We start from the raw sequence: 24,100 nt of genomic DNA, 5'->3' as shown, positions 1-24,100 counted from the left end.
ATTCCTCATACTCTTAAAAGCTATTTAAAACTACCTCTAAATACCGAATACAGTAGACACAATATTGGACTAGATAATACTTCTTCGTATTTATACTGGTGGTGTTTTTAGCTTTTAAAAATAGATTATTGTATAGTTCTCTTTACTTATTAACAAACCAATATAATTTTTTTAAAAAAAATATATTAGCATATAAAGGCTAATTTTAGAGAAAAAATGTATCTAAAAGGTTATTGAATAGTAATATAGGTAGTTTTTAAATGATTTTATTAATAATTATAAAAACAAATACCTTATTTTTGCCGCCTATTAATAAAATAGAGTTATTCTAAATATTTATAGATCCCCCAAAAACATAAAAAAAATAAACACATGAAAAAACTTTTTTTTCAAGTATCTGAATTTGGGGAAATTCAATACTTATCAAAAAATAACGTAACTAAAACAACAACATTTTTTTTAATGCTATTGTTTTCACTCCTTCTTAATTTTCAATCCTTTTCTCAAACTATTTCTAGCACAGGTTCTAGCAGTGCAATTTGTGGGAATTGTACACCAACAGGATGGCAAGACACAGGTGGTACACCAGATATTTCTAATAGAAATAATGCTGGGGGACAAAGCACCGTTGGTGGTGGTGCTTCTTGGATTAATAGCCCTTTACCTTTACCTCCTACTGGAGATCTAACTTGGATTTCGATGAGAGATGTTGGTGATTTGAATACACAACTAGAAGAATCTGTTACTACAACTATGGGGAATCTTATAGATGGAAAATTATACAAGCTTTCTATTTACTTTATGTCTTCTAGGAGTAATTATAATGGTGAAGGAAACAACCCATATTCTCCTAAATATATTGATGCTTTCGATTATAGATTAAATAATACCGCAAGGCAAAAAATTCCTGTTATATCTTCTGCTCATGACAAATGGGTTCAAGGAGATTATATTTTTAGAGCTGCTCCAAATGCAAGCGGACAAATGACATTAACTTTTTATCCTTTAGATAATGTGGTTAACCCAACTGATGGAAATGGAAATAAAACTCTAGATAATGTAGAGTCAATACATTTTGCTGTAGAACTAAATGCTATAGAGGAAGTTGATACAGATAAAGATGGTGTACCAGATACTATTGATATAGATGATGATAATGATGGTATTTTAGATGTAGTAGAAAATACAACTGGAGGTATAGTATATAATCCTCTAGGAGATGAAGATGGAGATTTACTACCTAATTATTTAGATACTAGAGATGATGGATCTGGTGATGGAAGTACAACAAATTACAATGATATTAATGGAGATGGAATACCTAACGTATATGATTTTGATAACGATGGAATACCAAATCATTTAGACTTAGATGCAGATGGTGATGGTATTCCAGATATTATTGAAGGCCAACCAACTGCAACTTATATAACGCCAACAGGAAATGTTGGAGCAAATGGTTTAGATAGTGCTTTTGAAAATAATGATTCATCTAACGCAACTAGTTTCACTGTTGTAAATACAGAAAACACTGGTAATCCAGACTATTTAGATCTAGATTCTGATGGTGACGGAGTTTCAGACACAGAAGAAGCGAATATAACTCTTACAAATGAAGTTGGTAAGAATGGTTTAGACAATGCCTACGATAATGGAGATGATTATACAGACACGAATGGTAATTTTGATAATACACAAACAGATAACTTTCCAGACACAAAAGCTGGTGGTGATGTAAACTGGAGAGATGCTACAACTTCTATAGATACTGATGGAGATGGTGTTGCAGACTCAATAGATATAGATGATGATAATGATGGTATTATAGATACTGTTGAATGCCCAAGTATCCCTGGTAATAATGCGTCAGGAGTACAAAGTAGCAATAGTGTCGGTAATGCAAATAATGCCATTACTTCTGATAATAACAGAGCTAGATTAAATTCAATTAATGACATATTAATTATAGATTTAGGGCAAATTGTAGCTAAAAATGCAATTATAGAAATAGAATCTCGTGTTACAAGTAACATTAATCATTTTATGGGTGTAGATCAATCTACCACCACTTCTAATTTCACAAATGCAAAATCTTATTCTTGGACTTCAACTAACTCAGAAGAAAATAAACAATATAAATTAACAACAGCTGCTAGATATCTTAGAATAAAATTAGCTGTAGATGGTGGATTTGGCCAACTGGAAATAGACAATGTTAGTTATCAGATTTTTCAACCAATATGTGACAATGATGGAGACGGCATTCCTAATGTCATAGACTTAGATTCAGATAACGATGGAATTCCAGACAATATAGAAGCACAAGCAACGACTAATTATGTAGCTCCGGACACCGCTGGTAATACAGATTCAAATGGTGATGGTTTAAATGACGCTTATGATACAGACTGTACAGGAGGATTCTTCTCTTGTGGAGGAGTAACTGGTAAAAGTCTATCTACACCAAATAATCACGACGGGACTGATAATCCAGATTATTTAGACACAGACTCAGATAATGACGGTGCTTCAGATAGAATTGAAGCTGGCCTATCTTTAAGTGGAAATGTAGGGGTTAATGGTTTAGACTCCAATTATGACAATGGAGATAATTATACAGATGTAAATGGTAGTTTCGACAACACTCCTTACGGTGAGCTTCCTAATACAAGTACATCAGATTCTCCTAATAATGTAGATTTTAGAGATACAACCACCATCTTTGTTGATACGGATAATGATGGTATACCAGACACTTTGGATATAGATGATGATAATGATGGTATTTTAGATACCAACGAAGGATATTCTTGCAACTCTCTTATAAACGTAGCTCCTGCAAATTTGTCTTATAAAAGTCAAACTGGGGTAATTGAATACTCTAGAGCTATTGATGGGAGTAATAGTAATTATGCTTATTTTGATTCAACGACCGATGAACTTATTCTAGACTTATTAAATATAGCTCCAACAGGTACAATTATTAATCTGCGTGCTTATGGTAATTATGCCGATACTATGGTTTCAGAATCTAGTGCTGCTACATCTGGTTTTTCTTCCCCAGTTAGATTAGATTTCGGAACTATATATGGTTGGTATGTACGTCAGTATATTTTAACAAAAAATTCTAGATATATAAAAATACAAAAAAGTGTAAATTCTGTTTTGTATCTTGATAATGTTTATCATGATGGTTTTACACCGCCGCAGATATGTAATAATTTAGATACAGATAATGACGGAATACCAGATCATTTAGATTTAGATTCAGATAATGACGGTATTCCAGACAATATAGAAGCACAAAGTACAGCAGGATATATAAAACCGATTGGTACAGATTCCGATAACGATGGTTTAGATAATGCATATGATACTACACCAAATGGTGCTTCTTCTGGTGCAGGCTCTTTAGGGTTAACTCCAAAAAACACAGACGGAACTGATACTGCAGATTATATAGATTTAGATGCAGACAATGATGGCATTTTTGATGTAAATGAGTCTGGTAGCGAATTACCAAACAACGGAAATGGTGAGGTTACAGGAGCTGTTGGTATAAATGGATTAGTTAACGCTATTGATAATGGTGATAATTATACAGATGTAAATGGTAATTTTGATGATACCCAAACTGACAACTTTACAGATGCAGATGGTGATGTAAATTATGGTGGAGATGTAGATTATAGAGATACTACTTTCGATTTAGATACAGATAAAGATGGCGTTCCAGACGCTACAGATATCGATGATGATAACGATGGTATATTAGATACCGTAGAAAACTCAGGATGTAAAGGAAGTTTAAGTTATGAATTTTATGATTCAGTTCCTAAAGATTTTACAGTAGATAATATTCCAACAACAGGTGCTGACGGTATAGGAAATGTATCAAATTTCGAAGTGACATTTTTGCAAAATATTGTTACACCACTAGATGGTGAAACCTATAGCATTAGGTATTTTGGATATATAGATATCGTTGTAACTGATACATACACTTTTTACTTAAATTCAGACGATGGATCAAAACTATTCATCGATGGAAGTGAAGTGGTAGATTATGATGGGCTGCATGGCGCAGGTGGTTTTGTTTCTGGCACTCCTACGATGTTAAATTCTGGCTTACATGAAATTGTAGTTTTATTTTTTGAGAGAACAGGCGGCCATTCATTAGAGGTAGAATATTCGAGCCCTTCTATTGCACAACAAAGCCTTCCTTTTTCTATTCTATCTCCTAAAACGTGTGATACTGATAACGATGGTATTCCAAATCATCATGATTTAGACTCAGACAATGATGGTATTCCAGATAGTATAGAAGCACAAACCACTATAGAGTATATAGAACCTTCTGGAACAGATTCTGACATGGATGGTTTAGACAATGCCTATGACACTACTCCAAATGGAAATGTAAACGGTGTTGGCTCTATTGGAATAGTTCCTATAAATACAGATGCTACTGCAGTTGTAAATTCAGATACAACTCCAGATTATTTAGACTTAGATTCTGATGGTGATGGTTTATTTGATGTAATAGAATCTAATGGTGGTTTACCAAATGATGGTAATGGAAAATCTACAGGAAATTTTGGTGTTAATGGTTTAAATGACCTTGCAGAAACTGGTGATACAGATTTAGGATACACAGATATTAATGGTCAATATGATGCTACACAAGCAGATAATTTTCCAGATGTAGATGGTGACGTATTAACAATAGGTGATGTAGACTATAGAGATGTTTCAGACGATGGTGTTCCTATGATTACTCAAATTTATCAGTTTAATAATGAGAAATGGATAGAGATAACGAACATACACAGCACTAAGTCTATTGCTGCAAATCTTATTAACATTCAATTATACAAAAATAAAACAGGTATTCAAACCATTGCTCCAGATGTAACTTTTACGGTTACCTCAGCTTTGGCACCTGGTAAATCTGTATTAATTAAAAATTCTGCCAACGTTATTGTTAATTTAGAGAGTGTTGCAATCGTTTTAACAAATAACGCACTTACAGATATAGGAGGTGCTAATGACATTATTACATTATCTTCAAAAAATAATGCTTCCTCTTATAAATATAGATATGACCTTATTGAAGCTTTTACAGATAAAACTTCGTATGTTAGAATAGATGAAGCTTTAGTACCAAATAAAACCTACACAGCTAATGAGTGGGTAGTCTTTATAGATGATTTACTAAATCCATATGAAGTATTAGCTGATGGTGGCCCAGAAAGACATCCTCACGATCCTTTAATCTCTGAAATAATAAATTCTAACAGCGAAGCAAATACATTATTAGGCTTACACAAAATTAATATTACAACTAGAATAGGTAGTGTTTGGTCTAATGGTTTTCCAGATAGATCTAGATATACCGTTATAGCTGAAGATTACAATCATTCTGGGAGTAAGCTAAGCGCTAGAAAATTAGTGGTAGATAGTAATAGTAAATTTGCAATTACAGATCAATTATTAGTAGTTACAAACAATGTAACTCTAACTAATACCAATGACGAAATTCGTTTAGTAGGTACCTCTCAACTTATACAAACACATACAGAAACAGCAAAAGTAACTGGTAACGGTAAGCTATTGGTAGATCAAAACTCTACAGTACCTAGTTTCTATAGGTATAACTATATGAGTTCGCCTGTAAGTACAATTGGTACTAACACTTACTCAATACAAAGCGTTTTAAAGGACGGTACAATAGCATTAGATGCTACAACCAATATAGGAAGTATTGCTAAAGATATTGCATTCGTTCAAGGTTATAACGGGGCAACTACAGATCCTATTTCTATAGCAGAATATTGGATATATACCTATTCTCCTGCTAGCAATGGTATATCTAACTATCTTCATAAATATAAAGGTGGTGCTATAGCTAAAGGAGATGGTTACATTTTTAAAGGATCTGGAAGAACTCAAAACTATACGTTTTCAGGAACACCTAATGATGGTACTTTTAACACTATTGCTTCTATAGGGGCTAACGAATCTTATTTAATTGGAAACCCTTTCCCTTCTGCAATGAGCGTTAAGAAATTTATAGAAGACAATATAAACTCAACAAATGCAACCTTGTACTTCTGGCAACACGTTAGTGAAAAGCATGTTGATAGTGGTTCAAGTGGACATAATTATGCTGGGTATATTGGCGGTTATGCTACAAGAAATATAGCAATGGGAGTTACTGCTAACGACCCAACACTAAACACACCAGTAGACTATACTCTTGAATCTGAAGATGCTAACGAAATTAATGGGACTATAGTAGAAGATGGTGTATATAGAGTAGTTTCTATGAACAGTGCTAATAACTTTATCAAATATGATAAGATTTCTAGAGGTGTAGATTTTATAAGAGTAATTTATAAATCTGCATTTGATAAAAATATAAAAATTAAAGTCAATAACACAGAAAGAGGTGAATTTGTATTGCCTGCTACTGCTGGAGTATATGATGAAGCTATTTTCAAATTATGTATTGAAACAGGTAGTAATATTTCATTTATTTCTAATGATTTAAATGTTGTTTACATAGACAATGTAAGGTTTGAAGATCTAGATGGTCAAGTAGAATGTGCTCCAAGTATAGGTGGAAATGAACATGCATCATCTTATATTGCACCAGAACCATATATTGCTATAGGTCAAGGATTTTTTATAGTAGGTGATGAAACAGATGGTGGTCCAATTGTTTTTAATAATAGCCAAAGAGAATACCAAACAGAAGGTACTGGTTCTTCGGTGTTCTTAAAAAGTGGAAAATCTAAGTCTAAATCTAAGAAATCATCACAATTTGAACTTCCTATAATTAAACTAGGAATGAATTATACAGATAATACAGGAACTGCTTTACACCGTCAAATTGGTGCATCTTTCCATTCTTCTAATTCGTTTGGTTTTGATAAAGGCTATGATTCTGAAATGTATGATGTTAATGCTACAGACTTATACTGGGAATTTCCTAATAATCAAATTAAATATGTAATTACTGGTGTACAAGAAATATCTAGTGATTTAGAAGTACCCCTAGTAATTACTATGGCATATAATGGTTCTGTTACTCTTGGTATTGATGAGATTAAGTATATTAATCAAAATGTATTTATAAAAGATAAACTTACAGGTAAAACACAAAAAATAAATAAAGAAAGTGCTTCTTTTCAATTAAATATAGGAACATATTCAGATCGATTTTCTTTAGTTTTTTCTGCTGGTGCAACTTTATCTAATGAAAATATAGATGCAGAATTAAACAATAGTTTATCTCTTTTTATGGATAACAAGGCTAAAGAAATTGTTATTCAAAATGATCTTAACTTAAAAATTAATAAAGTTGAGCTATTTAACATTCTTGGTCAAAAAGTAAATGAATGGAATGGTATAGATTCAAAATTAGAGAATAGGTTAAAACTTAAAGACATACCAACTGCAGTTTATATTGTAAACATAAAAACAGCCAAAGGTGTAATTACTAAAAAAGTATTTTACGAAAAATAGATAGAATATTTAGATTTAAATAAAAAAAGGAAAGTCAAACTTAAATAAGTTTGACTTTCCTTTTTTTATTAGTGACCACGAAGGGATTCGAACCCCCAACCCTCAGAGCCGAAATCTGATATTCTATCCAGTTGAACTACGTAGCCATTTATAATTTATTTCATTAAATGTTTTCTAACAAAAGTAGAAATAACTTTACCATCTGCTTGTCCTGCTAACTCCTCTTGAACTGCAGCCATAACTTTACCCATGTCTTGCATTCCAGATGCATTCAAATTACCTATGTTGGCTATTACAACTTCTTCAATTTTTCCTTCACTTAAAGCTTCTGGTAAAAATTGTTCCAAAACAGCCAATTCTGCTAATTCTGGTGCTGCTAAATCTTCTCTATCTTGTTTTATAAAAATAGCTGCACTATCTTTTCTTTGTTTTACTTGTTTCTGAATAATTTTAACTTCTTGTTCTTCTGTTAATTCTTCTTGAACACCAGTTTCTGTTTTAGCTAATAAAAAAGCCGACTTAACAGCCCTTAAAGCTTGTAAAGCAATTGTATCTTTTGCTTTCATTGCTTCTTTCATTTTATCCATTACTTGTTTTTGCAAACTCATATTTTTTATTTTTAGTTGATTATTTTTTTGATTTTCTTAAATATAAAACATTCTTATTGTAATCTATAAATGCTTTTCCTTTTTGTAAAATATCTGCACCGATAATACCATCTACTTCCTTTGCTTTGTGCTGTGTTAAAGCAGTGTTTACATGCGATAAATCAAAAAGCACTAAATGTAATTTATTGGTTACCCAATTACCTATTTCTAGGTTATTATTCTCCGAGAGCTGAGTTTCCATATCTGTAGCCCCTGCTCCTGCTGCCTTTGTTTCACTCTCTTTAGCTATCAAATTAAAATGCGTTATTGCATTTAAGCCTACACAAGAATTAGAAGCACCAGTATCTAAAATAAAGCGTCCTTTAACTCCATTAATTTTTGCTTTTAACTCTAAATGATTGGTCGCTATTTTTTTAAGCGAAATCTTAACGTATTTCTTCTTCTTTAAAATTTTTTCTAAACGTTTCATCTAAACTTATTAGTTTTCAAAAATACAATTTATAAAATTCAGAAAATACTACCGCCTTAAAATTTCTTGCACTTTTTGTTCATCGGTTTATTTTAATAAAATTATAGCATTTATAAATAAAGTAATTTTAGTTAAAATTACAGAAAACCACGAATTAATAAAATTGATTTTATAATATATAAATCGTTTATAAAATTAAAGATTAAAGACAAGAATATAAGCTAGTTGCTAAACATTAAAAACTAAACTCCGAATAACTGTTAAATTTACCTACCTTTATAACAGTTGATTCTCTATCAAGCTCCCTTTTCCTTTCATTTCTATTATTCATAATTATAAAAGAAGCATGTAACGAATCGCTTGTCAACTAAAATAACTTGTTTCGAATCAAAAAGAAACTATAAGCATACGTTTTAATCATAAAATTAAATATTCTCTAGCAAAAAGCAATAGAGATAATAATTAAATAGAATACATAAGGCGAGCTATGATCAAATCTAAATCTAACAATTTAATTGACGAATTAAAAGCACGTAATAGTAAGCTTACAAAACAGAATAAAAAGCTAAAATTAGCCCTAGACAAAAAACAAAGTGCCGAAACACGTTCTCATCAAATTTTTGAATCATCTAAAGAAGGAATTTTAATTCTTGATGCAATTACCGGCCAGATTACAGATGCAAACCCTTTTTTAATTGAATTGATTGGATTTAATTACGACGAGCTGGTAGGAAAAGAGCTTTGGGAAATTGGTGTTTTCAAAAACATTGCAGCTTCTAAAGAAACTTTTATAGAGTTACAAAACAAAGAATATATTCGATTTGAAGATATGCCTCTAGAAACAAAGGCAGGAAACTCAATCGATGTAGAATTTGTAAGTAATGTATACGTGGTAGATAAAAACAAAATAATTTTATGCCATATTCGAGATATTTCCGATCGAAAAATAGCAGAAAAAGCATTGCAAGAAAGTGGTCAATTATATTATGCTATGTTCGAAAAAAACCAGACTCCTCAGCTACTAATAGACCCAATAAACGGTAGTATTATTGATATTAATTCTGCTGCAATGGGTTTTTATGGTTATTCTCTGGAAGAATTTAAATTGATGAACCTATCAGACATCAGTACTTTTCCTTCAGAAAAGATATTCGAAGAAATGAAAAAATTTACGCTCACAGGACCTTCTTATTTCGAATTTATTCATAAAAAAGCCTCTGGAGAGACTTGTGATATTGAAATATACACTAGTCCGTTGTCTATTAACGGACAAGCTTTATTAATTTCAACTATTAACGATATATCAAAACGTAAATTAGAGGAAGAAAAGTTAGTTCTATTAAATAACCAATTAAATGAAGTAAACCTATTAAAATCACAGTTTATATCTACCGTTTCTCATGAATTTAGAACTCCTTTAGCAGGAATTCTTTCTAGTGTTCAATTATTACAAATATACAATGACACCTGGAACAAGAAAAAAAAGGAAAAACTATTTAAACAAATATTCGACGCTGTACAACAAACAAAATCATTATTAGATGATGTTTCTCTTATAGATGAAGAACAAACTAGTAAATCTTTTTTTAGGCCAACAAACATTCAGCTACTTCCACTTATAAATGAAATTATTGAAGAAAACATAAGTGTATCTGAAACCAAACAAAAAGTAATTCTCACATCTAAAGTAGCTATAGAAAGCTATTATATGGATGCAATTATGATTCGCCATATTTTAAATAACATTATCTCTAATGCCTTAAAGTATAGTACTAAAAACATTACCATTAGTTTAAACAAAACAAAGAACCAAGAGATAAAATTTACAATTAAAGATCAAGGAATTGGAATACCTACTGACGAAATAAAATATTTACTAGAACCTTATTACCGTGCATCTAATAAAGGAGCTGCACAAGGAACTGGGTTTGGTTTGTCTGTTGTAAAAAGATTTGTAGACCTTCATAAAGGTCAACTTTTAATTGAATCTATTGTAGGAGAAGGTACTGTAGTAATTATTATACTACCTTATTTACAGTAATAAAGTACTTAGTTTAACCTAACAGTTAGAACATCAAATAGCCTTATCAATTTCTATTAAGAACAAAACACGTGCTATTCTAATCTTTTTAAAATGAAAAAAATTTTAATTATAGAAGACGACACTGTCTTACGAGAAAATACTGCTGAATTTATTAAAGGCCAGAACTTTGAAGTTTTTATTGCCGAAGATGGTCTTGTGGGGGTTCAACAAACATTAAAACATCTACCAGATCTTATTCTTTGCGACATATCTATGCCCAATATGAATGGGTATGATTTTTATAAAACAATTAAACAAATTAAGGCTACCTCTACCATTCCCTTAGTATTTTTTTCAGCAAGAACAGAAAATGAAGATATTAGAGCAGGAATGCAATTAGGGGCTGATGATTATATTACAAAACCTTTTAGTCTCTATGAATTATTAAAAGTTATAAATACACGTCTGGCTAAATATGATACTCTTAAACAAATTAATAACGAGAAATTTCAGGCGCTTATAGATCACCCAACATTAGGAATTTATATTTATCATAAAGAAAAATTACTATTTTACAACACTCCATTGGCAAATATTTTCGGATATAATTACAATGACTTTTCTTCTATAAAAATTGAAGATCTTCTAGATGAAAAATACTGTGATAAAGCGAAAATTTTAAATGATTTTAGGCAATGTTTTAGAGGTGCAAAAAGTTCTATATCTATAAAATTTGAAGCAATCCATAAAACTTCAAAAACTGTTTTTATTGAATTATTTGGATCTGTAATTACTTACAAAGGTCACAGAAGTATTGCTGGTAATATTATTAAATTAGAAACAAAAAACCCCAACCCATTTATATCTAAAAATACATTAGATGCTCAAAAAAAACTAAGCAATCGAGAGCTTGAAGTATTAGAATTAATTTGTAAAGGAAAATCTACTTTAGAAACTTCTAAAATCCTTTTTCTAGGACAGCGAACTATTGAAACTTACAGAGCAAATCTTTTAGATAAAACAGACAGCAAAAACATTGCTGAACTTATGATGTATGCTATTCGTAATGGATTAATAGTAATATAGTAACGAATTAGCACGAAACTATATTTACCTAACTATCAATATCTTGCCTACTATATTTACTTATTTAGTATTTAATTTGTCTTTAAAAAACAAGACAAATTAAAACTTATGTTCTCTTCTTCCTTCTAAAAAAAATTAATACCGTAGTCCAAAGCTAATCATTATATATAAAAATAACTCCGTATTTTTACTGACTATCTTTTATATTTCTTTAGAAATAAGGGTATATCTACTGACTTTTTTAGCTTTTTTAAAACAGAACTTTGCTAAATAATACTTTCCCTAATAACTAAGTCAATACAACATAATTTCTCATTAATTATAACCTGTTGGTTACATATTTTTTGTTATGATGTTTATTTAATCTAATAGAATAAAAATCGACTCTGTTTCTTTCAATAAAAAATAAAATACAGATAGTTCTAATTTTTTGAAATGAAGAAAATTCTTATCATAGAAGACGACACTGTCTTAAGAGAAAATACAGCTGAATTTGTTAAAGGACAAAACTTTGAAGTTTTCATTGCTGAAGATGGTCTTGTGGGCGTACAACAAACTTTAAAACATTTACCAGACCTTATTCTTTGCGACATATCGATGCCTAATATGAATGGATATGATTTTTATAAAACAATTAAACAAATTAAAGCCACCTCTGTCATTCCTTTAGTTTTTTTTTCTGCGAAAACAGAAAGTGAAGATATTAGAGCAGGAATGCAATTAGGAGCAGATGATTATATTACAAAGCCCTTCAATCTTTTTGAGTTACTAAAAGTCATTAATACCCGCCTTGCTAAATATGAGGCTCTTGAGCAAATTAACAATGAAAAATTTCAAGCTCTAATAGATCATCCAACCTTAGGTATCTATATTTATCAGAATAACAAATTTTTGTTTTACAATAATTCATTAGCAAAAATTTTCGGGTATGAGTACGATGACTTTTCCTCAATAAATCTTGAAAAACTTCTCGATAATAAACATTGTAATAAGACAGAAATTTTAAATGATTTTGACCGTTGTTTAAAAGCCTCAAAAGGTTCAATTTCTTTAAAATTTGAAGCCATTCATAAAACTTCAAACACTGTTTTTATTGAATTATTTGGATCTATAATTACATATAAAGGGCATACAAGTATTGCTGGTAACGTTGTTAAACTAAACACAAAAACTGCTAGTCCTTTTAAATTTAAAAAGACAGAAGAGACTGCATCAAAACTAAGTAATCGTGAACTTCAAGTATTAGAGTTAATTTGCAAAGGAAAATCTACTTTAGAAACTTCTAAAATCCTTTTTCTAGGGCAACGCACTATTGAAACTTACAGAGCAAATCTTTTAGAAAAAACAAACAGTAAGAACATTGCTGAACTTATAATGCATTCTATTCGTAATGGATTGATAGTAATAGAATAATAACGAGAGATTGCGTACTAATTATTTAATAAAAATATTAAATAAAACTGAACTCAAGTAAATTATTTTGGATACTACTCTACTGTATACTTATTAAGTGTTATTTAAGAAAACAACATATATCCGTATTTTTACTGATTATTTTATTTGAAAAAAGAGTATATCTACTGACAGATTCTTCTTATATAAAACAGAACTTTGCAATTCACTACTTTCCACAATAACTAGATCTGTACAGCATAATTTTAAATTAAATACAACCCGTTGGTTGCAATTCTCTTTTGTTATGATGTTTGTTAAATTAAATTTAATCATTTATTTATTATGAAAAAACATTTACAACTCTGTATTCTTACCATTATACTTGTCCTTTTCTCAACTATAAGTAATAGCCAAACACTTGAATTAGGAATACTATCTTCTTTTGAAGGTTACAGTGGTGACGGAGGAATTACAAATGGAGCTGGAGCTACCTGGACAGGAGATGTTGGTTCAAATCTAGGAATAATAAGCGGAGATTATACTGGTAATACATACAATGCAGATGCAATAACAGAACAAGCCAGATTCGATTTAATGAGAATGTATATTCATCTTAACGATCTTTTTGTCGATTTCCCAGGCACACATGCTCCTGCTTTTGGCGGTGAAACTATTACACCTGGAGTTTATTACACAGGTGCTGCTGGTTCTGTAGGAGGTAATCTTATTCTTGATGGAGAGGGAGATCCAGATGCTTTTTTTATTATTAAATTTTTAGGTGCATTTACAGTTGGCGCAGGCGCAGAGGTTACTTTAATTAACGGAACAAAGTCTTGCAATGTTTTTTTTATGGCTGATGGGGCTATTTCTGTTGCAGCAAATGCAAATATAAAAGGAACTTTATTCTCTAAAGTAGGAGCCGTTGGTCTTGGTGCAGGCGCTACTCTTGAGGGTAGAATGCTTACCATGTCTGGAGCAATAACGACTGGAGTTGGAGCAAGTGTTTCTCCTCCTACCTGTAAAAGCACTATTCCTGTGTTTTGTGAATCGGGCTGTACCACTGCTCCTTCTCTAGATATTCTAGGTGTTGTTTCAGAATTTGCTCTTTATACTAGTTTGGGCGCTGTAGGAAATACGGGGATATCAGGAATTAATGGTAAAATTGGTACAGACTCAGGAAGCATAACTGGTTATACAACTGGAATTCATATTGGAACTGAACATATTTCAAATACTCTTACAGCGCAAGCTAAAATAGATTTAGACAATGCTTATTTGGCGCTTATGGCTTTACCTGTTACAGGAGTTCATGCTGCAGCAGCTTTTGGAGCAGGAGAAACACTTTTTCCTGGAGTTTATCAGATAGCAGGAGCAGGATCTTTGGGAGGAACCATTACTCTTGATGCGGCTGGAGATTCCGATGCAATATTTGTTATGAGGTTTGCTGGTGCACTTAGTATAGCCGCACAATCAAAAATTATTTTAGCGAACGGAGCGAAGCGTTGCAATATTTTTTGGCTTGGAGGAGCCGGAGTTACCACTGGTGCAGTTAATATAGGTGCTGGATCTATTTTAAAAGGAAATTTTATTTCTCATGGAGGAGCCTGTAATTCAGGTGCAGGTGTCTTTTTAGCAGGTAGACAACTTTCTACAGCAGGTGCCGTGAACACCAATACAGGTATACTTTATACAAATCCAGAATGTGTTGCCTCTACTTCTTTGTCAACCGACACAGACGGAGATAGTATTCCTGATACTTCAGACATAGATGATGACAATGATGGTATTTTAGATGCTATTGAAGGTGTTAACGATAACGATGGAGATACTATTCCGAATCATTTAGACCTAGATTCAGATAACGACGGTATTCCAGACAATATTGAAGCACAATCTACAAGAGATTATATTCATCCTTCAGGAAATGATGATGATATGGATGGTTTAGATAATGCGTATGATTTCACTCCAAATGGTCTTACAGACGGCACAGGTTCTTTGGGTCTATCTCCTAAAAATACAGATCCTAGTTCTGATATATTTCCAGATTATTTAGATTTAGATTCTGATGGAGATGGTATTTTTGATATTGTAGAATCTGGCTCAGGTATTACTGATATTTTTGGTGGTTCTAATGGAAGAACAGATAACACTGTAGGAACAAATGGTTTAGATAATAGTGTAGAAAATTCGGATGATTATACTGATGTTAATGGTTCTTTTGATAATTCTCAAACAGATAACTTTAGCGATGAAGACGGTGATGTTTTAACAATTGGTGATGTAGATTATAGAGACACTACAAGTGATGGAACTCCAATGATTACCCAAATATATCAGTTTAATAATGAAAGATGGATAGAAATAACGAATATAAATGATACTAAAACTATTGCAGCAAATCTAATTAGTATACAACTATATAAAAACAAAATAGGTGATCAAACTGGCGCTTTATCAGATGCAACCTATACAGTTACAACAGCTTTAGCTCCTGGGAAATCTGTTTTATTAAAAAATTCTTTAAGTAAAATTACTAATTTTAATAATGCTGTTCCTTCAAATATTATCACTAACAATGCACTTACTGATATTGCAGGCGTTAATGATATTATTACATTATCACCAAAGAATGACGAGACCTCTTACAAAAATAGATATGACGTTATTGAAGCATTTGCAGATAAAACATCTTATGTAAGAATGGATGAAATATTAATACCTAATAAGACCTTTACAGCAAAAGAATGGATTCTATTTATTAATCCTGCATTAAACGCTTACAGACTTTTAGGTGCTGGCGGTCCAGAAAGACATCCTCATGCTCCTTTAACTTCTGAAGTTATAAATTCTAATTCAACTTCAAATACATTATTAGGTTTACACAACATAAATACTACTGTAAGAATAGGCAACACTTGGTCTAATGGTTTTCCTGATAGGTCTAGACATACAATTATAAACGAAAATTATAATCATTCTGGTAGTAAACTAAGTGCTAGTAAACTTGTAGTAAACAACAACAGTATACTTGCAATTACAAATAATTTATTAGTAGTTACTAATGAAATAATGCTAACAAATACCGATGATCAAATTCGTTTATTAGGTACTTCTCAATTGATTCAAACACATACAGAAACTGCACAAGTATCTGGTAATGGAAAACTTTTGATAGATCAGAATTCTACAGTACCTAGTTTATATCGATTTAATTATATGAGTTCTCCTGTAAATATTACAGGTACTAACACCTATACGCTAGAAAGTGTTTTAAAAGATGGTACAGCTGCTTTAGATGCAACAAGTAATATTGGCACTATTGCTAAAGATATTACATTTTTAGGTGGTTTTGATGGTGCTACAACAGCCCCTATTTCTTTAGCTGATTATTGGGTATACACATATTCACCAAGTAATACTGGAGGATCTAATTGGGAACAAAAACAGAAAAGTGGCACAATAAACAAAGGAGATGGATTTATATTTAAAGGTCCAGGTAGACCTCAAAATTACACATTTGTTGGTACACCTAATGACGGGAAATTCAATACAACTACAGCTGTAGTTGCAAATGAATCTTATTTAATTGGTAATCCTTTCCCTTCTGCAATGAGTGTTAAAAAATTTATAGAAGATAATATAAACACTACAAATGCAACTTTATATTTTTGGCAACATGTAAGTGAAGAAGATACAACTGGTGCCTCTAGTGGTCATAATTTTGCAGGATATATTGGCGGATATGCTACAAGAAATATAGCAATGGGAGTTACAGCCAATGATCCAACTCTAAACACACCTGTAGATTTCACTCTTCAATCTGAAGATGCTACTGAAATGAATGGAACAATAATTCAAGATGGAGCAGATACTGTCGTTTCTATGAGCAGTCCAGATAACTTTATCAGATTTACTAATATCGCTAGAGGTGTAGATACATTAAGAATAAGATATAAATCTTCTTTAAATAAAAGCATAAAAATTAAAATAGATAATAATGATATAGGTACGTATACATTACCTGCTACTTCTGGTAATTACTACCAAAGTGATATTACTATTTGTGTAAAAATTGGTAGTAATATTACATTTACTTCCAATGATGTGAACGTAATTTATATAGATTATGTAAGATTTAAAGATAATGACGGTCAAATAGCATGTACCCCTAGTACAGGGGGAAGTGAACATGCAGCATCTTATATTGCCCCAGAGCCATATATAGCAATAGGACAAGGATTCTTTATTCAGGGGGATGAAACTAATGGTGGACCTATTATTTTTAACAACAGTCAAAGAGAATATAAGACAGAAGAAAACGGATCTGTATTCTTAAAAAGTAAAAAATCAAGTTTTAAAAATGCTCCACAATTTAAATTACCTATTTTAAAACTTGGAATGAATTTTACAAATAATGAAGGAACTTCCTTACATCGTCAAATAGGTGCTTCTTTTTATCAAGGAAATTCTTATGCCTTTAATAAAGGATATGATTCTCAAATGTATGATTTAAATACGACAGACATCTACTGGAAATTTCCTAATGACGAACTACCTTACGTTATTACTGGTGTACAAGAAATAACAAACAACTTAGAAGTACCTTTAGAAATTGTTATGGGGTACAATGGTAACATTTCTATAATGATAGATGAAATAAAATATATTAGTCAAGACATATTTATTAAAGACAAACTAACAGGTCTAACTCAAAAAATAAATACGACTTCTGCAAGCTACCAATTAAAAGAAGGTATTTATAAAGATCGATTTGTGTTATCATTTCTTGAAAATAAAGTTTTATCAAATGATGAGTTTAACTCATTAGAAAGTGTGATAAAAATTTATGCAAATAACAACAGTATTGTAATTTCAAAAAATGGAGAATTAAATATTAAAAATATTGAGTTCTACAACATTCTTGGTAAAAAAATAAGTCTTTGGAGTATTAAAGAACAAAAAAATACTTATCAATTAAAAATAAAAACACACATTTCTTCTGGTGTTTATATCGTAAAACTTAATACTAATAGAGGAAAAATTATTAAGAAATTAATATTTGAATAATTAAAAAATAATACTCTAAAATTAGAGAATACATTCATCATTGCTTACATAAATAATTTTCATCAAATAGTTCCACCATCACCCCAAAACTTCCAATAGATAATGGAATAATCATGTTACTAGTTATAGCTGTTATTTTATGGAGTTGTAAAGATGAGAATTAAAACTTACAATCGTAAAAACTGAAACTAGAGATACAATTGAAAAAAATAGAGGATTGCTGAAGTTATTTATATCCTACCTAGATGATACTTCTAATAAGAGTTTATCTATAATAACAATTCCTTTTAAATAAGAGTTAGAAAACACTAGCGTTCTAAAATTTCTTGTAACTTTAGTTCATACAATTTATTTTCTCTTATGTTATGATGTGTTCCTCCATCAATTTGAATGAAAATATTTTCTTTTAAGGTGTTTAGTTCTAAAAGAGTTTTTGCATCTTTAAAAGAGGTTATTTGGTCTTTGTTACCATGAAAAATAGTAATTGGTGAAGTTACTTTTACAATATCTAAATCTGTTCTAAATTTGTATTTCAACAAGAAAATTGGAGCAAATTTCGAATAATACTGAACCGCTTTTTTAAAGTTAAAAAAAGGTGCCTCTAAAATTAACTCTTTGGGGTTATTTATGGAAGCTATTCTTGTAGCAAAAGTACTGCCAAGTGAAAAACCGTAAACAACAATTGTATCTTCTTTATAACTTTTTTTTATGTGATTATACATTAGTAAAGCATCATTATACATTTTAGCTTCATTAAAATTTCCTGTACTTTTTCCATAGTTCCTGTAATCAAAAACAAATACCTCATAATTATAATCTAAAAAATAAGAAACACGATTTCCCCATTTTTGTAAATTACCGCTATTTCCATGGCAAAATAAAATAATTCCTTTTGGTTTTTTTAATTTAAAATGAAGTGCATTAATTATACTGTTGCCATCTATTTTTATAAAAATTTCTTCAAAACTATTTAAAAAATTGTATAAATAGTTGCCATGTATTCTTTCTCCATTCTTAAAAATAAATCTTTCTTGAAAAAAATAAATAATAAGAAACACTAAAACAATAATACTCATTAAAATAAGAGGAAATAAAGTTAAATGCATTGTTATCAATTAGTTTTGACAAAACTACTATTTTTTGATAAATAAAAAATCCGATTCAAAAATTGAATCGGATTCGTACATACTTAATATAATATTGAGGTCTATCCTCCAAAGTCATCAAAACGGATATTGTCATCTGAAAGACCAAAATCTTCTCCCATTTTCTGAACAGCATTGTTCATTAATGGTGGTCCACAGAAATACAATTCTAAATCTTCTGGTGATTCGTGGTGATTTAAGTAGTTTTCTATTACACAATTGTGAATAAACCCTACAAAACCATCTCCAGCTTCATCACTAATATCTTTCTTTACTTTCCAGTTATCAACATCTAAAGGATCTGATAATGCAATAAAGAATTTAAAGTTAGGAAAATCTCTTTCTAAGGCTCTAAAGTGTTCTATATAAAACAATTCTGCTTTAGAACGTCCACCATACCAATATGTTACTTTTCTACCGGTTTTTAAGGTTCTAAATAAGTGGTATAAGTGAGAACGCATTGGTGCCATACCTGCTCCACCACCTACGTATAACATTTCTGCTTCAGATTCATTAATAAAAAATTCTCCATAAGGACCCGAAATCACACATTTATCACCTTTCTTTAAGTTGAAAATATATGAAGATGCTACTCCAGGATTTACATCCATCCATCCACCTTTTGCTCTATCAAAAGGAGGCGTAGCAATACGTACATTTAACATAATTTCTCTTCCTTCTGCAGGATAAGAAGCCATAGAATACGCTCTTTCTACAGTTTCATTATTTTTCATAACCAATGGTCTCAGTTTAAACTTCTCCCATTCGGCTTTAAATTTATCTGGTGTTTCATGCTCTTCTGGATGTGCTGTAATATCCATATCTGCAAACTTTACTTCACAAGGAGGAATTTCAATTTGAATATATCCACCTGCTTTATATCCCATATCTTCTGGAATTTCAACAACAAACTCTTTAATGAATGATGCTACGTTGTAATTTCTTACAACAACTGCATCCCATTTCTTAATTCCGAAAACTTCTTCTGGAATAGAAATATTCATGTCTTGTTTTACTTTTACTTGACATGCTAAACGTGCACCTTCTTTTAATTCTTTTCTAGAAAAATGAGGAATTTCTGTAGGCAATGCTTCTCCACCACCAGAATTTACGTGACATTCACATTGAATACAAGTTCCACCACCACCACATGCAGATGGTAAGAAAATCTTATTACCACCTAAAGTGGTTAATAAAGAATCTCCTGATGCTACTTCTATTTCTCTTTCACCATTGATCATAATCTTTACAGGACCAGATGGTGATAGTTTTTGTTTTACAAATAATAATAATGCGACTAATACCAGCGTTAATATTAAAAAAGCTGCTACTGTTGCAATAATGGTTCCTGTTGTACCTGCTGCTAATATCATGCTACTATTGGTTTATATTTGTGTTTTCAGCTACAATCTCTTTAGCTTCTTCTTTTTCATTTTTTTCTACTTCTACATTGTTCTCAACTGCGCTCGAACTAATAGAAGAAGCTGGTTTCTCTTCTTTCTTCTCATCTCCACCAGTTAGCATACCACCAAAGCTCATAAAACCAATTGCCATTAACCCAGTAATGATAAACGTAATTCCTAAACCTCTTAATGCAGGTGGAACACTTGAATATCTAATTTTTTCACGAATAGCTGCAATTGCTAAAATCGCTAAAAACCATCCAATACCAGAGCCAACTCCGTAAGTTAAAGCCAATCCTAAAGAAGGAATTTCTCTTGATTGCATAAATAAACTTCCACCTAAAATAGCACAGTTTACTGCAATTAACGGTAAGAAAATACCTAATGAGTTGTATAATGAAGGAGAGAATTTCTCTACAATTATTTCTACCAATTGTACCATAGTTGCAATAGTTGCAATAAACATGATAAATGATAAGAAACTTAAATCGTACTGTGCATATTCTGGACCTAACCAAACCAATGCGCCTTCTTGCAATATATATTGATCTAACAACCAGTTTAAAGGCACTGTTACAGCCAATACAAAGATTACTGCAGCTCCTAAACCAACAGCTGTAGCTACTTTTTTAGATACAGCAAGGTAAGAACACATTCCTAAGAAGGTTGCAAATACCATGTTATCTATAAATATCGATTTGAAAAATAATTCTATATGTTCCATATTCTATATTATTTAAACGTTAAACGTTTAGTTTTCTTCTATTAATGATGTATTTCTACTACGTTGAATCCAGATAATAATTCCTACAACAATTAATGCCATTGGCGATAATAGCATAAAACCGTTATTTTCATAACCGAAAGCATACAATCCTGTTTTTTCTATTGGATCTCCTAAAACTTTAAATCCTAATAACGTACCAGAACCTAATAATTCTCTAAAGAAACCTACAATTATTAAGATTACACCATAACCAACTGCATTTCCAATTCCATCTAAGAAAGATCTCCATGGTTTGTTTGCCAAAGCAAAAGCTTCAAAACGCCCCATAATAATACAGTTTGTAATAATTAACCCAACAAAAACCGATAGTGTTTTACTTAGTTCATAAGCGAATGCTTTTAATACTAAATCTACAATGATAACTAAAGTTGCAACTACAATTAGTTGAACAATAATTCTAATTTTTGATGGTATAATGTTTCTCATTAAAGAGATAACTACGTTTCCTAAACCTAATACAAACATTACAGAAATTGCCATTACAATAGAAGCTTTTAATTCTGCTGTAATTGCTAAAGCGGAACAAATACCTAATACTTGAATAGTAATTGGGTTGTTATCTGCTAATGGGTCTGTAAGTAATACTGCGTCTTTTTTTGATAAAAGTCCCATAAATTATTTTTTTAAGTTTTTGAAGTAAGGCACATACAGTGCTAAATCTTTCTTTATCATGGCAGAAACTCCATCACCAGTAATTGTTGCACCAGCAATTGCATCTACTTCATAATCTGTTTTGTCTTCGTTCTTTGGGTCGTTATTTCCTTTGGCAACGGTAATTCCTTTAAAAGCTCCTGACTCAGTCATTAAGTGTTCGCCAATAAAATCGTCCATAAAATAACGCTGTTTAATGTTTGCACCTAAACCAGGTGTTTCTCCTTTATGGTCGAAATAGGCTCCTTGTACAACCATATTTTCATCCATAGAAACATATCCCCAAATTGCATCCCATAAACCTTTCCCTCTAATTGGAGCAACATAATATGTTTTACCATCTTTCTCTCCAACAAATAAAGGCAACTTTCTAACTTTACCTACTTTTGCATTTGCTTGTTGTTTTTTAACATCAATTAAATAAGCATCTTCACTTTCGGTAACTTTATCTCCTTCTAAAACTAACTGTTTTTTGATGTACTTCTTAAACTCATCTCCTGCAACTTTTGTTGACACAAAGTTTGCGCTAGATTCGTCATTTTCATTTACACCCATCGCATACAAAATATTTTGTTGCTTCTCTATTCTCTGATTTTCTTTGATTGTAGGCTTTAAAGACGAAGCTAAAAAGGCTAACAAAGAACCAACAATTAACACCATAATTACGGCGAAAACCATTGTATATCCATTACTATCTGTTCTCTTACTCATAATTAGGCAGTTTTAACTTTAGTACGTTTTAATCTTCTTTTTACGTTTCCTTGAACCACATAATGGTCTATTGTTGGTGCGAATACATTCATCAATAAAATTGCTAAAAATACGCCCTCTGGATATGCCGGATTAAATACACGTATCATAATTGAAATAAAACCAATTAAGAAACCATAAATCCATTTTCCCTTATTTGTTTGTGATGCTGTTACAGGATCTGTTGCCATAAACACAGCACCAAAAGCCAAACCACCAATCATTAAATGTTCCCACCAAACCGTGTTCATTAAGCCATAGAATTTACTAGATTCTGTAATAATATCTGCTGCTACAATTTGATTGAATATCAATCCCATAACTGCTGCTCCTATAAAAGTAGAAAGAATAACTCTCCAACTTCCAATTTTCGTAAAAATTAAGAATGCTGCACCTAAAAGAATTAGTAGTGTTGATGTTTCTCCGATAGAACCTGGAATAAATCCCATAAACTTGTCCCATGTAGAATAAATTACTTCTTGGTTTTGGGCATAACTTCCTAAGATTGTTTCTCCTGAAATTGCATCTGCATTTGAACCTGCAACAATTTCATTAGCTCTTTCAGCAGCTCCATAAACCCAAACTTTATCTCCAGACATCCACGTTGGATATGCGAAAAATAAGAAGGCTCTAATTGTTAAAGCAGGATTTAAGATGTTCATTCCTGTCCCACCAAATACTTCTTTACCAATTACAACTCCAAAAACAACTGCAACTGCTAACATCCATAAAGGCGTGTCAATAGGTACAATTAATGGAACCAACATTCCTGTTACTAAGTACCCTTCTTCTACTTCGTGCCCTTTTATAACTGCGAAAATAAATTCAACTAAAAGACCAACTCCGTAAGAAACAATTACTAATGGTAATACTTTAATAATACCAATCCAAAGATTGTCCAACGTAAAAAAGTTCGCTAAAACGTCTGTTCTTAAAGAACCGTCTATCGCTGCATAATGTTGGTAACCTGCATTAAACATTCCGAAAAGCAAACAAGGTACTAAAGCCATTATTACAATATTCATTGTACGCTTTAAATCGTCTGCTGCTTTTATATGAGTTCCTCCGTGAGTAACTTCATTTGGTAGATATAGAAAGGTATGGATTGCGTTAAACGCTGGTGCCATTTTGGTTCCTTTATATTTCTCCTTTAAATTATGTAAGTTTTGTTTTAAGCTCATAA

At 31.4% G+C, this 24,100-nt stretch carries 13 protein-coding genes and 1 tRNA gene; 5 read left to right on the top strand and 9 right to left on the bottom strand.

The features are described from left to right. Nucleotides 1-372: 372 nt before the first annotated feature. Complete coding sequence (locus CW731_RS12835) at nucleotides 373-7,530, top strand: PA14 domain-containing protein (protein ID WP_100947101.1); 7,158 nt, start codon at nucleotides 373-375, stop codon at nucleotides 7,528-7,530. A 72-nt stretch (nucleotides 7,531-7,602) separates the two neighbouring features. Here CW731_RS12835 and CW731_RS12830 read toward each other — a convergent pair. The 3 genes from CW731_RS12830 to CW731_RS12820 form a co-directional block, all read right to left on the bottom strand. Beyond that, nucleotides 7,603-7,676: transfer RNA gene (locus tag CW731_RS12830), tRNA-Arg, on the bottom strand. A gap of 9 nt (nucleotides 7,677-7,685) precedes the next feature. Beyond that, nucleotides 7,686-8,138: a GatB/YqeY domain-containing protein gene (locus tag CW731_RS12825; protein ID WP_198519818.1), complete on the bottom strand. Its 453-nt coding sequence runs from the start codon at nucleotides 8,136-8,138 to the stop codon at nucleotides 7,686-7,688. 19 nt (nucleotides 8,139-8,157) lie between these two features. Beyond that, nucleotides 8,158-8,607, bottom strand: a complete 450-nt coding sequence (locus CW731_RS12820) for a retropepsin-like aspartic protease (protein WP_100947099.1) — start codon at nucleotides 8,605-8,607, stop codon at nucleotides 8,158-8,160. Nucleotides 8,608-9,094: 487 nt separating this feature from the next. On the opposite strand from CW731_RS12820, the gene CW731_RS12815 reads away from it, so the two are divergent. From CW731_RS12815 to CW731_RS12800, 4 genes are all read left to right on the top strand, one after another. Further along, entirely contained in the window at nucleotides 9,095-10,648 is a 1,554-nt protein-coding gene (locus CW731_RS12815) for a PAS domain-containing sensor histidine kinase (protein ID WP_100947098.1), read from the top strand. A gap of 93 nt (nucleotides 10,649-10,741) precedes the next feature. Next, the gene (locus CW731_RS12810; protein ID WP_100947097.1) at nucleotides 10,742-11,716 is read left to right on the top strand and encodes a response regulator; all 975 of its coding nucleotides are present in this window, start codon (nucleotides 10,742-10,744) and stop codon (nucleotides 11,714-11,716) included. Between the two features lie 435 nt (nucleotides 11,717-12,151). Further along, nucleotides 12,152-13,129: a response regulator gene (locus CW731_RS12805; RefSeq protein WP_100947096.1), complete on the top strand. Its 978-nt coding sequence runs from the start codon at nucleotides 12,152-12,154 to the stop codon at nucleotides 13,127-13,129. Nucleotides 13,130-13,453: 324 nt separating this feature from the next. Further along, entirely contained in the window at nucleotides 13,454-18,181 is a 4,728-nt protein-coding gene (locus tag CW731_RS12800; protein ID WP_100947095.1) for an ice-binding family protein, read from the top strand. Between the two features lie 308 nt (nucleotides 18,182-18,489). Here CW731_RS12800 and CW731_RS12795 read toward each other — a convergent pair whose 3' ends face one another. From CW731_RS12795 to CW731_RS12770, 6 genes are all read right to left on the bottom strand, one after another. After that, the gene (locus CW731_RS12795; protein ID WP_232734673.1) at nucleotides 18,490-19,287 is read right to left on the bottom strand and encodes an alpha/beta hydrolase; all 798 of its coding nucleotides are present in this window, start codon (nucleotides 19,285-19,287) and stop codon (nucleotides 18,490-18,492) included. 101 nt (nucleotides 19,288-19,388) lie between these two features. Continuing rightward, on the bottom strand, nucleotides 19,389-20,699 hold the full coding sequence (gene nqrF, locus CW731_RS12790; protein WP_100947094.1) for an NADH:ubiquinone reductase (Na(+)-transporting) subunit F: 1,311 nt from the start codon (nucleotides 20,697-20,699) through the stop codon (nucleotides 19,389-19,391). Between the two features lie 4 nt (nucleotides 20,700-20,703). Next, complete coding sequence (nqrE, locus tag CW731_RS12785; RefSeq protein WP_100947093.1) at nucleotides 20,704-21,453, bottom strand: NADH:ubiquinone reductase (Na(+)-transporting) subunit E; 750 nt, start codon at nucleotides 21,451-21,453, stop codon at nucleotides 20,704-20,706. Nucleotides 21,454-21,480: 27 nt separating this feature from the next. Beyond that, complete coding sequence (locus CW731_RS12780) at nucleotides 21,481-22,128, bottom strand: NADH:ubiquinone reductase (Na(+)-transporting) subunit D (protein ID WP_100947092.1); 648 nt, start codon at nucleotides 22,126-22,128, stop codon at nucleotides 21,481-21,483. Nucleotides 22,129-22,131: 3 nt separating this feature from the next. Next, nucleotides 22,132-22,878, bottom strand: coding sequence for a Na(+)-translocating NADH-quinone reductase subunit C (locus tag CW731_RS12775; RefSeq protein WP_100947091.1), 747 nt, complete (start codon nucleotides 22,876-22,878; stop codon nucleotides 22,132-22,134). A 2-nt stretch (nucleotides 22,879-22,880) separates the two neighbouring features. After that, nucleotides 22,881-24,098, bottom strand: a complete 1,218-nt coding sequence (locus CW731_RS12770; RefSeq protein WP_100947090.1) for an NADH:ubiquinone reductase (Na(+)-transporting) subunit B — start codon at nucleotides 24,096-24,098, stop codon at nucleotides 22,881-22,883. Nucleotides 24,099-24,100: the final 2 nt, after the last annotated feature.

The sequence above is a fragment of the Polaribacter sp. ALD11 genome, assembly GCF_002831685.1.
Classification (GTDB): domain Bacteria; phylum Bacteroidota; class Bacteroidia; order Flavobacteriales; family Flavobacteriaceae; genus Polaribacter.
Note: the sequence above shows the minus strand (reverse complement) of the source record. Positions and strands in the feature narration are given on the sequence as shown.

Excerpts from the sequence above, each read along its gene's own strand:
- CW731_RS12835 (WP_100947101.1), top strand. The coding sequence starts at position 373 with ATGAAAAAACTTTTTTTTCAAGTATCTGAATTTGGGGAAATTCAATAC.
- CW731_RS12825 (WP_198519818.1), bottom strand. The coding sequence starts at position 8,138 with ATGAGTTTGCAAAAACAAGTAATGGATAAAATGAAAGAAGCAATGAAA.
- CW731_RS12820 (WP_100947099.1), bottom strand. The coding sequence starts at position 8,607 with ATGAAACGTTTAGAAAAAATTTTAAAGAAGAAGAAATACGTTAAGATT.
- CW731_RS12815 (WP_100947098.1), top strand. The coding sequence starts at position 9,095 with ATGATCAAATCTAAATCTAACAATTTAATTGACGAATTAAAAGCACGT.
- CW731_RS12810 (WP_100947097.1), top strand. The coding sequence starts at position 10,742 with ATGAAAAAAATTTTAATTATAGAAGACGACACTGTCTTACGAGAAAAT.
- CW731_RS12805 (WP_100947096.1), top strand. The coding sequence starts at position 12,152 with ATGAAGAAAATTCTTATCATAGAAGACGACACTGTCTTAAGAGAAAAT.
- CW731_RS12800 (WP_100947095.1), top strand. The coding sequence starts at position 13,454 with ATGAAAAAACATTTACAACTCTGTATTCTTACCATTATACTTGTCCTT.
- CW731_RS12795 (WP_232734673.1), bottom strand. The coding sequence starts at position 19,287 with ATGCATTTAACTTTATTTCCTCTTATTTTAATGAGTATTATTGTTTTA.
- nqrF (WP_100947094.1), bottom strand. The coding sequence starts at position 20,699 with ATGATATTAGCAGCAGGTACAACAGGAACCATTATTGCAACAGTAGCA.
- nqrE (WP_100947093.1), bottom strand. The coding sequence starts at position 21,453 with ATGGAACATATAGAATTATTTTTCAAATCGATATTTATAGATAACATG.
- CW731_RS12780 (WP_100947092.1), bottom strand. The coding sequence starts at position 22,128 with ATGGGACTTTTATCAAAAAAAGACGCAGTATTACTTACAGACCCATTA.
- CW731_RS12775 (WP_100947091.1), bottom strand. The coding sequence starts at position 22,878 with ATGAGTAAGAGAACAGATAGTAATGGATATACAATGGTTTTCGCCGTA.
- CW731_RS12770 (WP_100947090.1), bottom strand. The coding sequence starts at position 24,098 with ATGAGCTTAAAACAAAACTTACATAATTTAAAGGAGAAATATAAAGGA.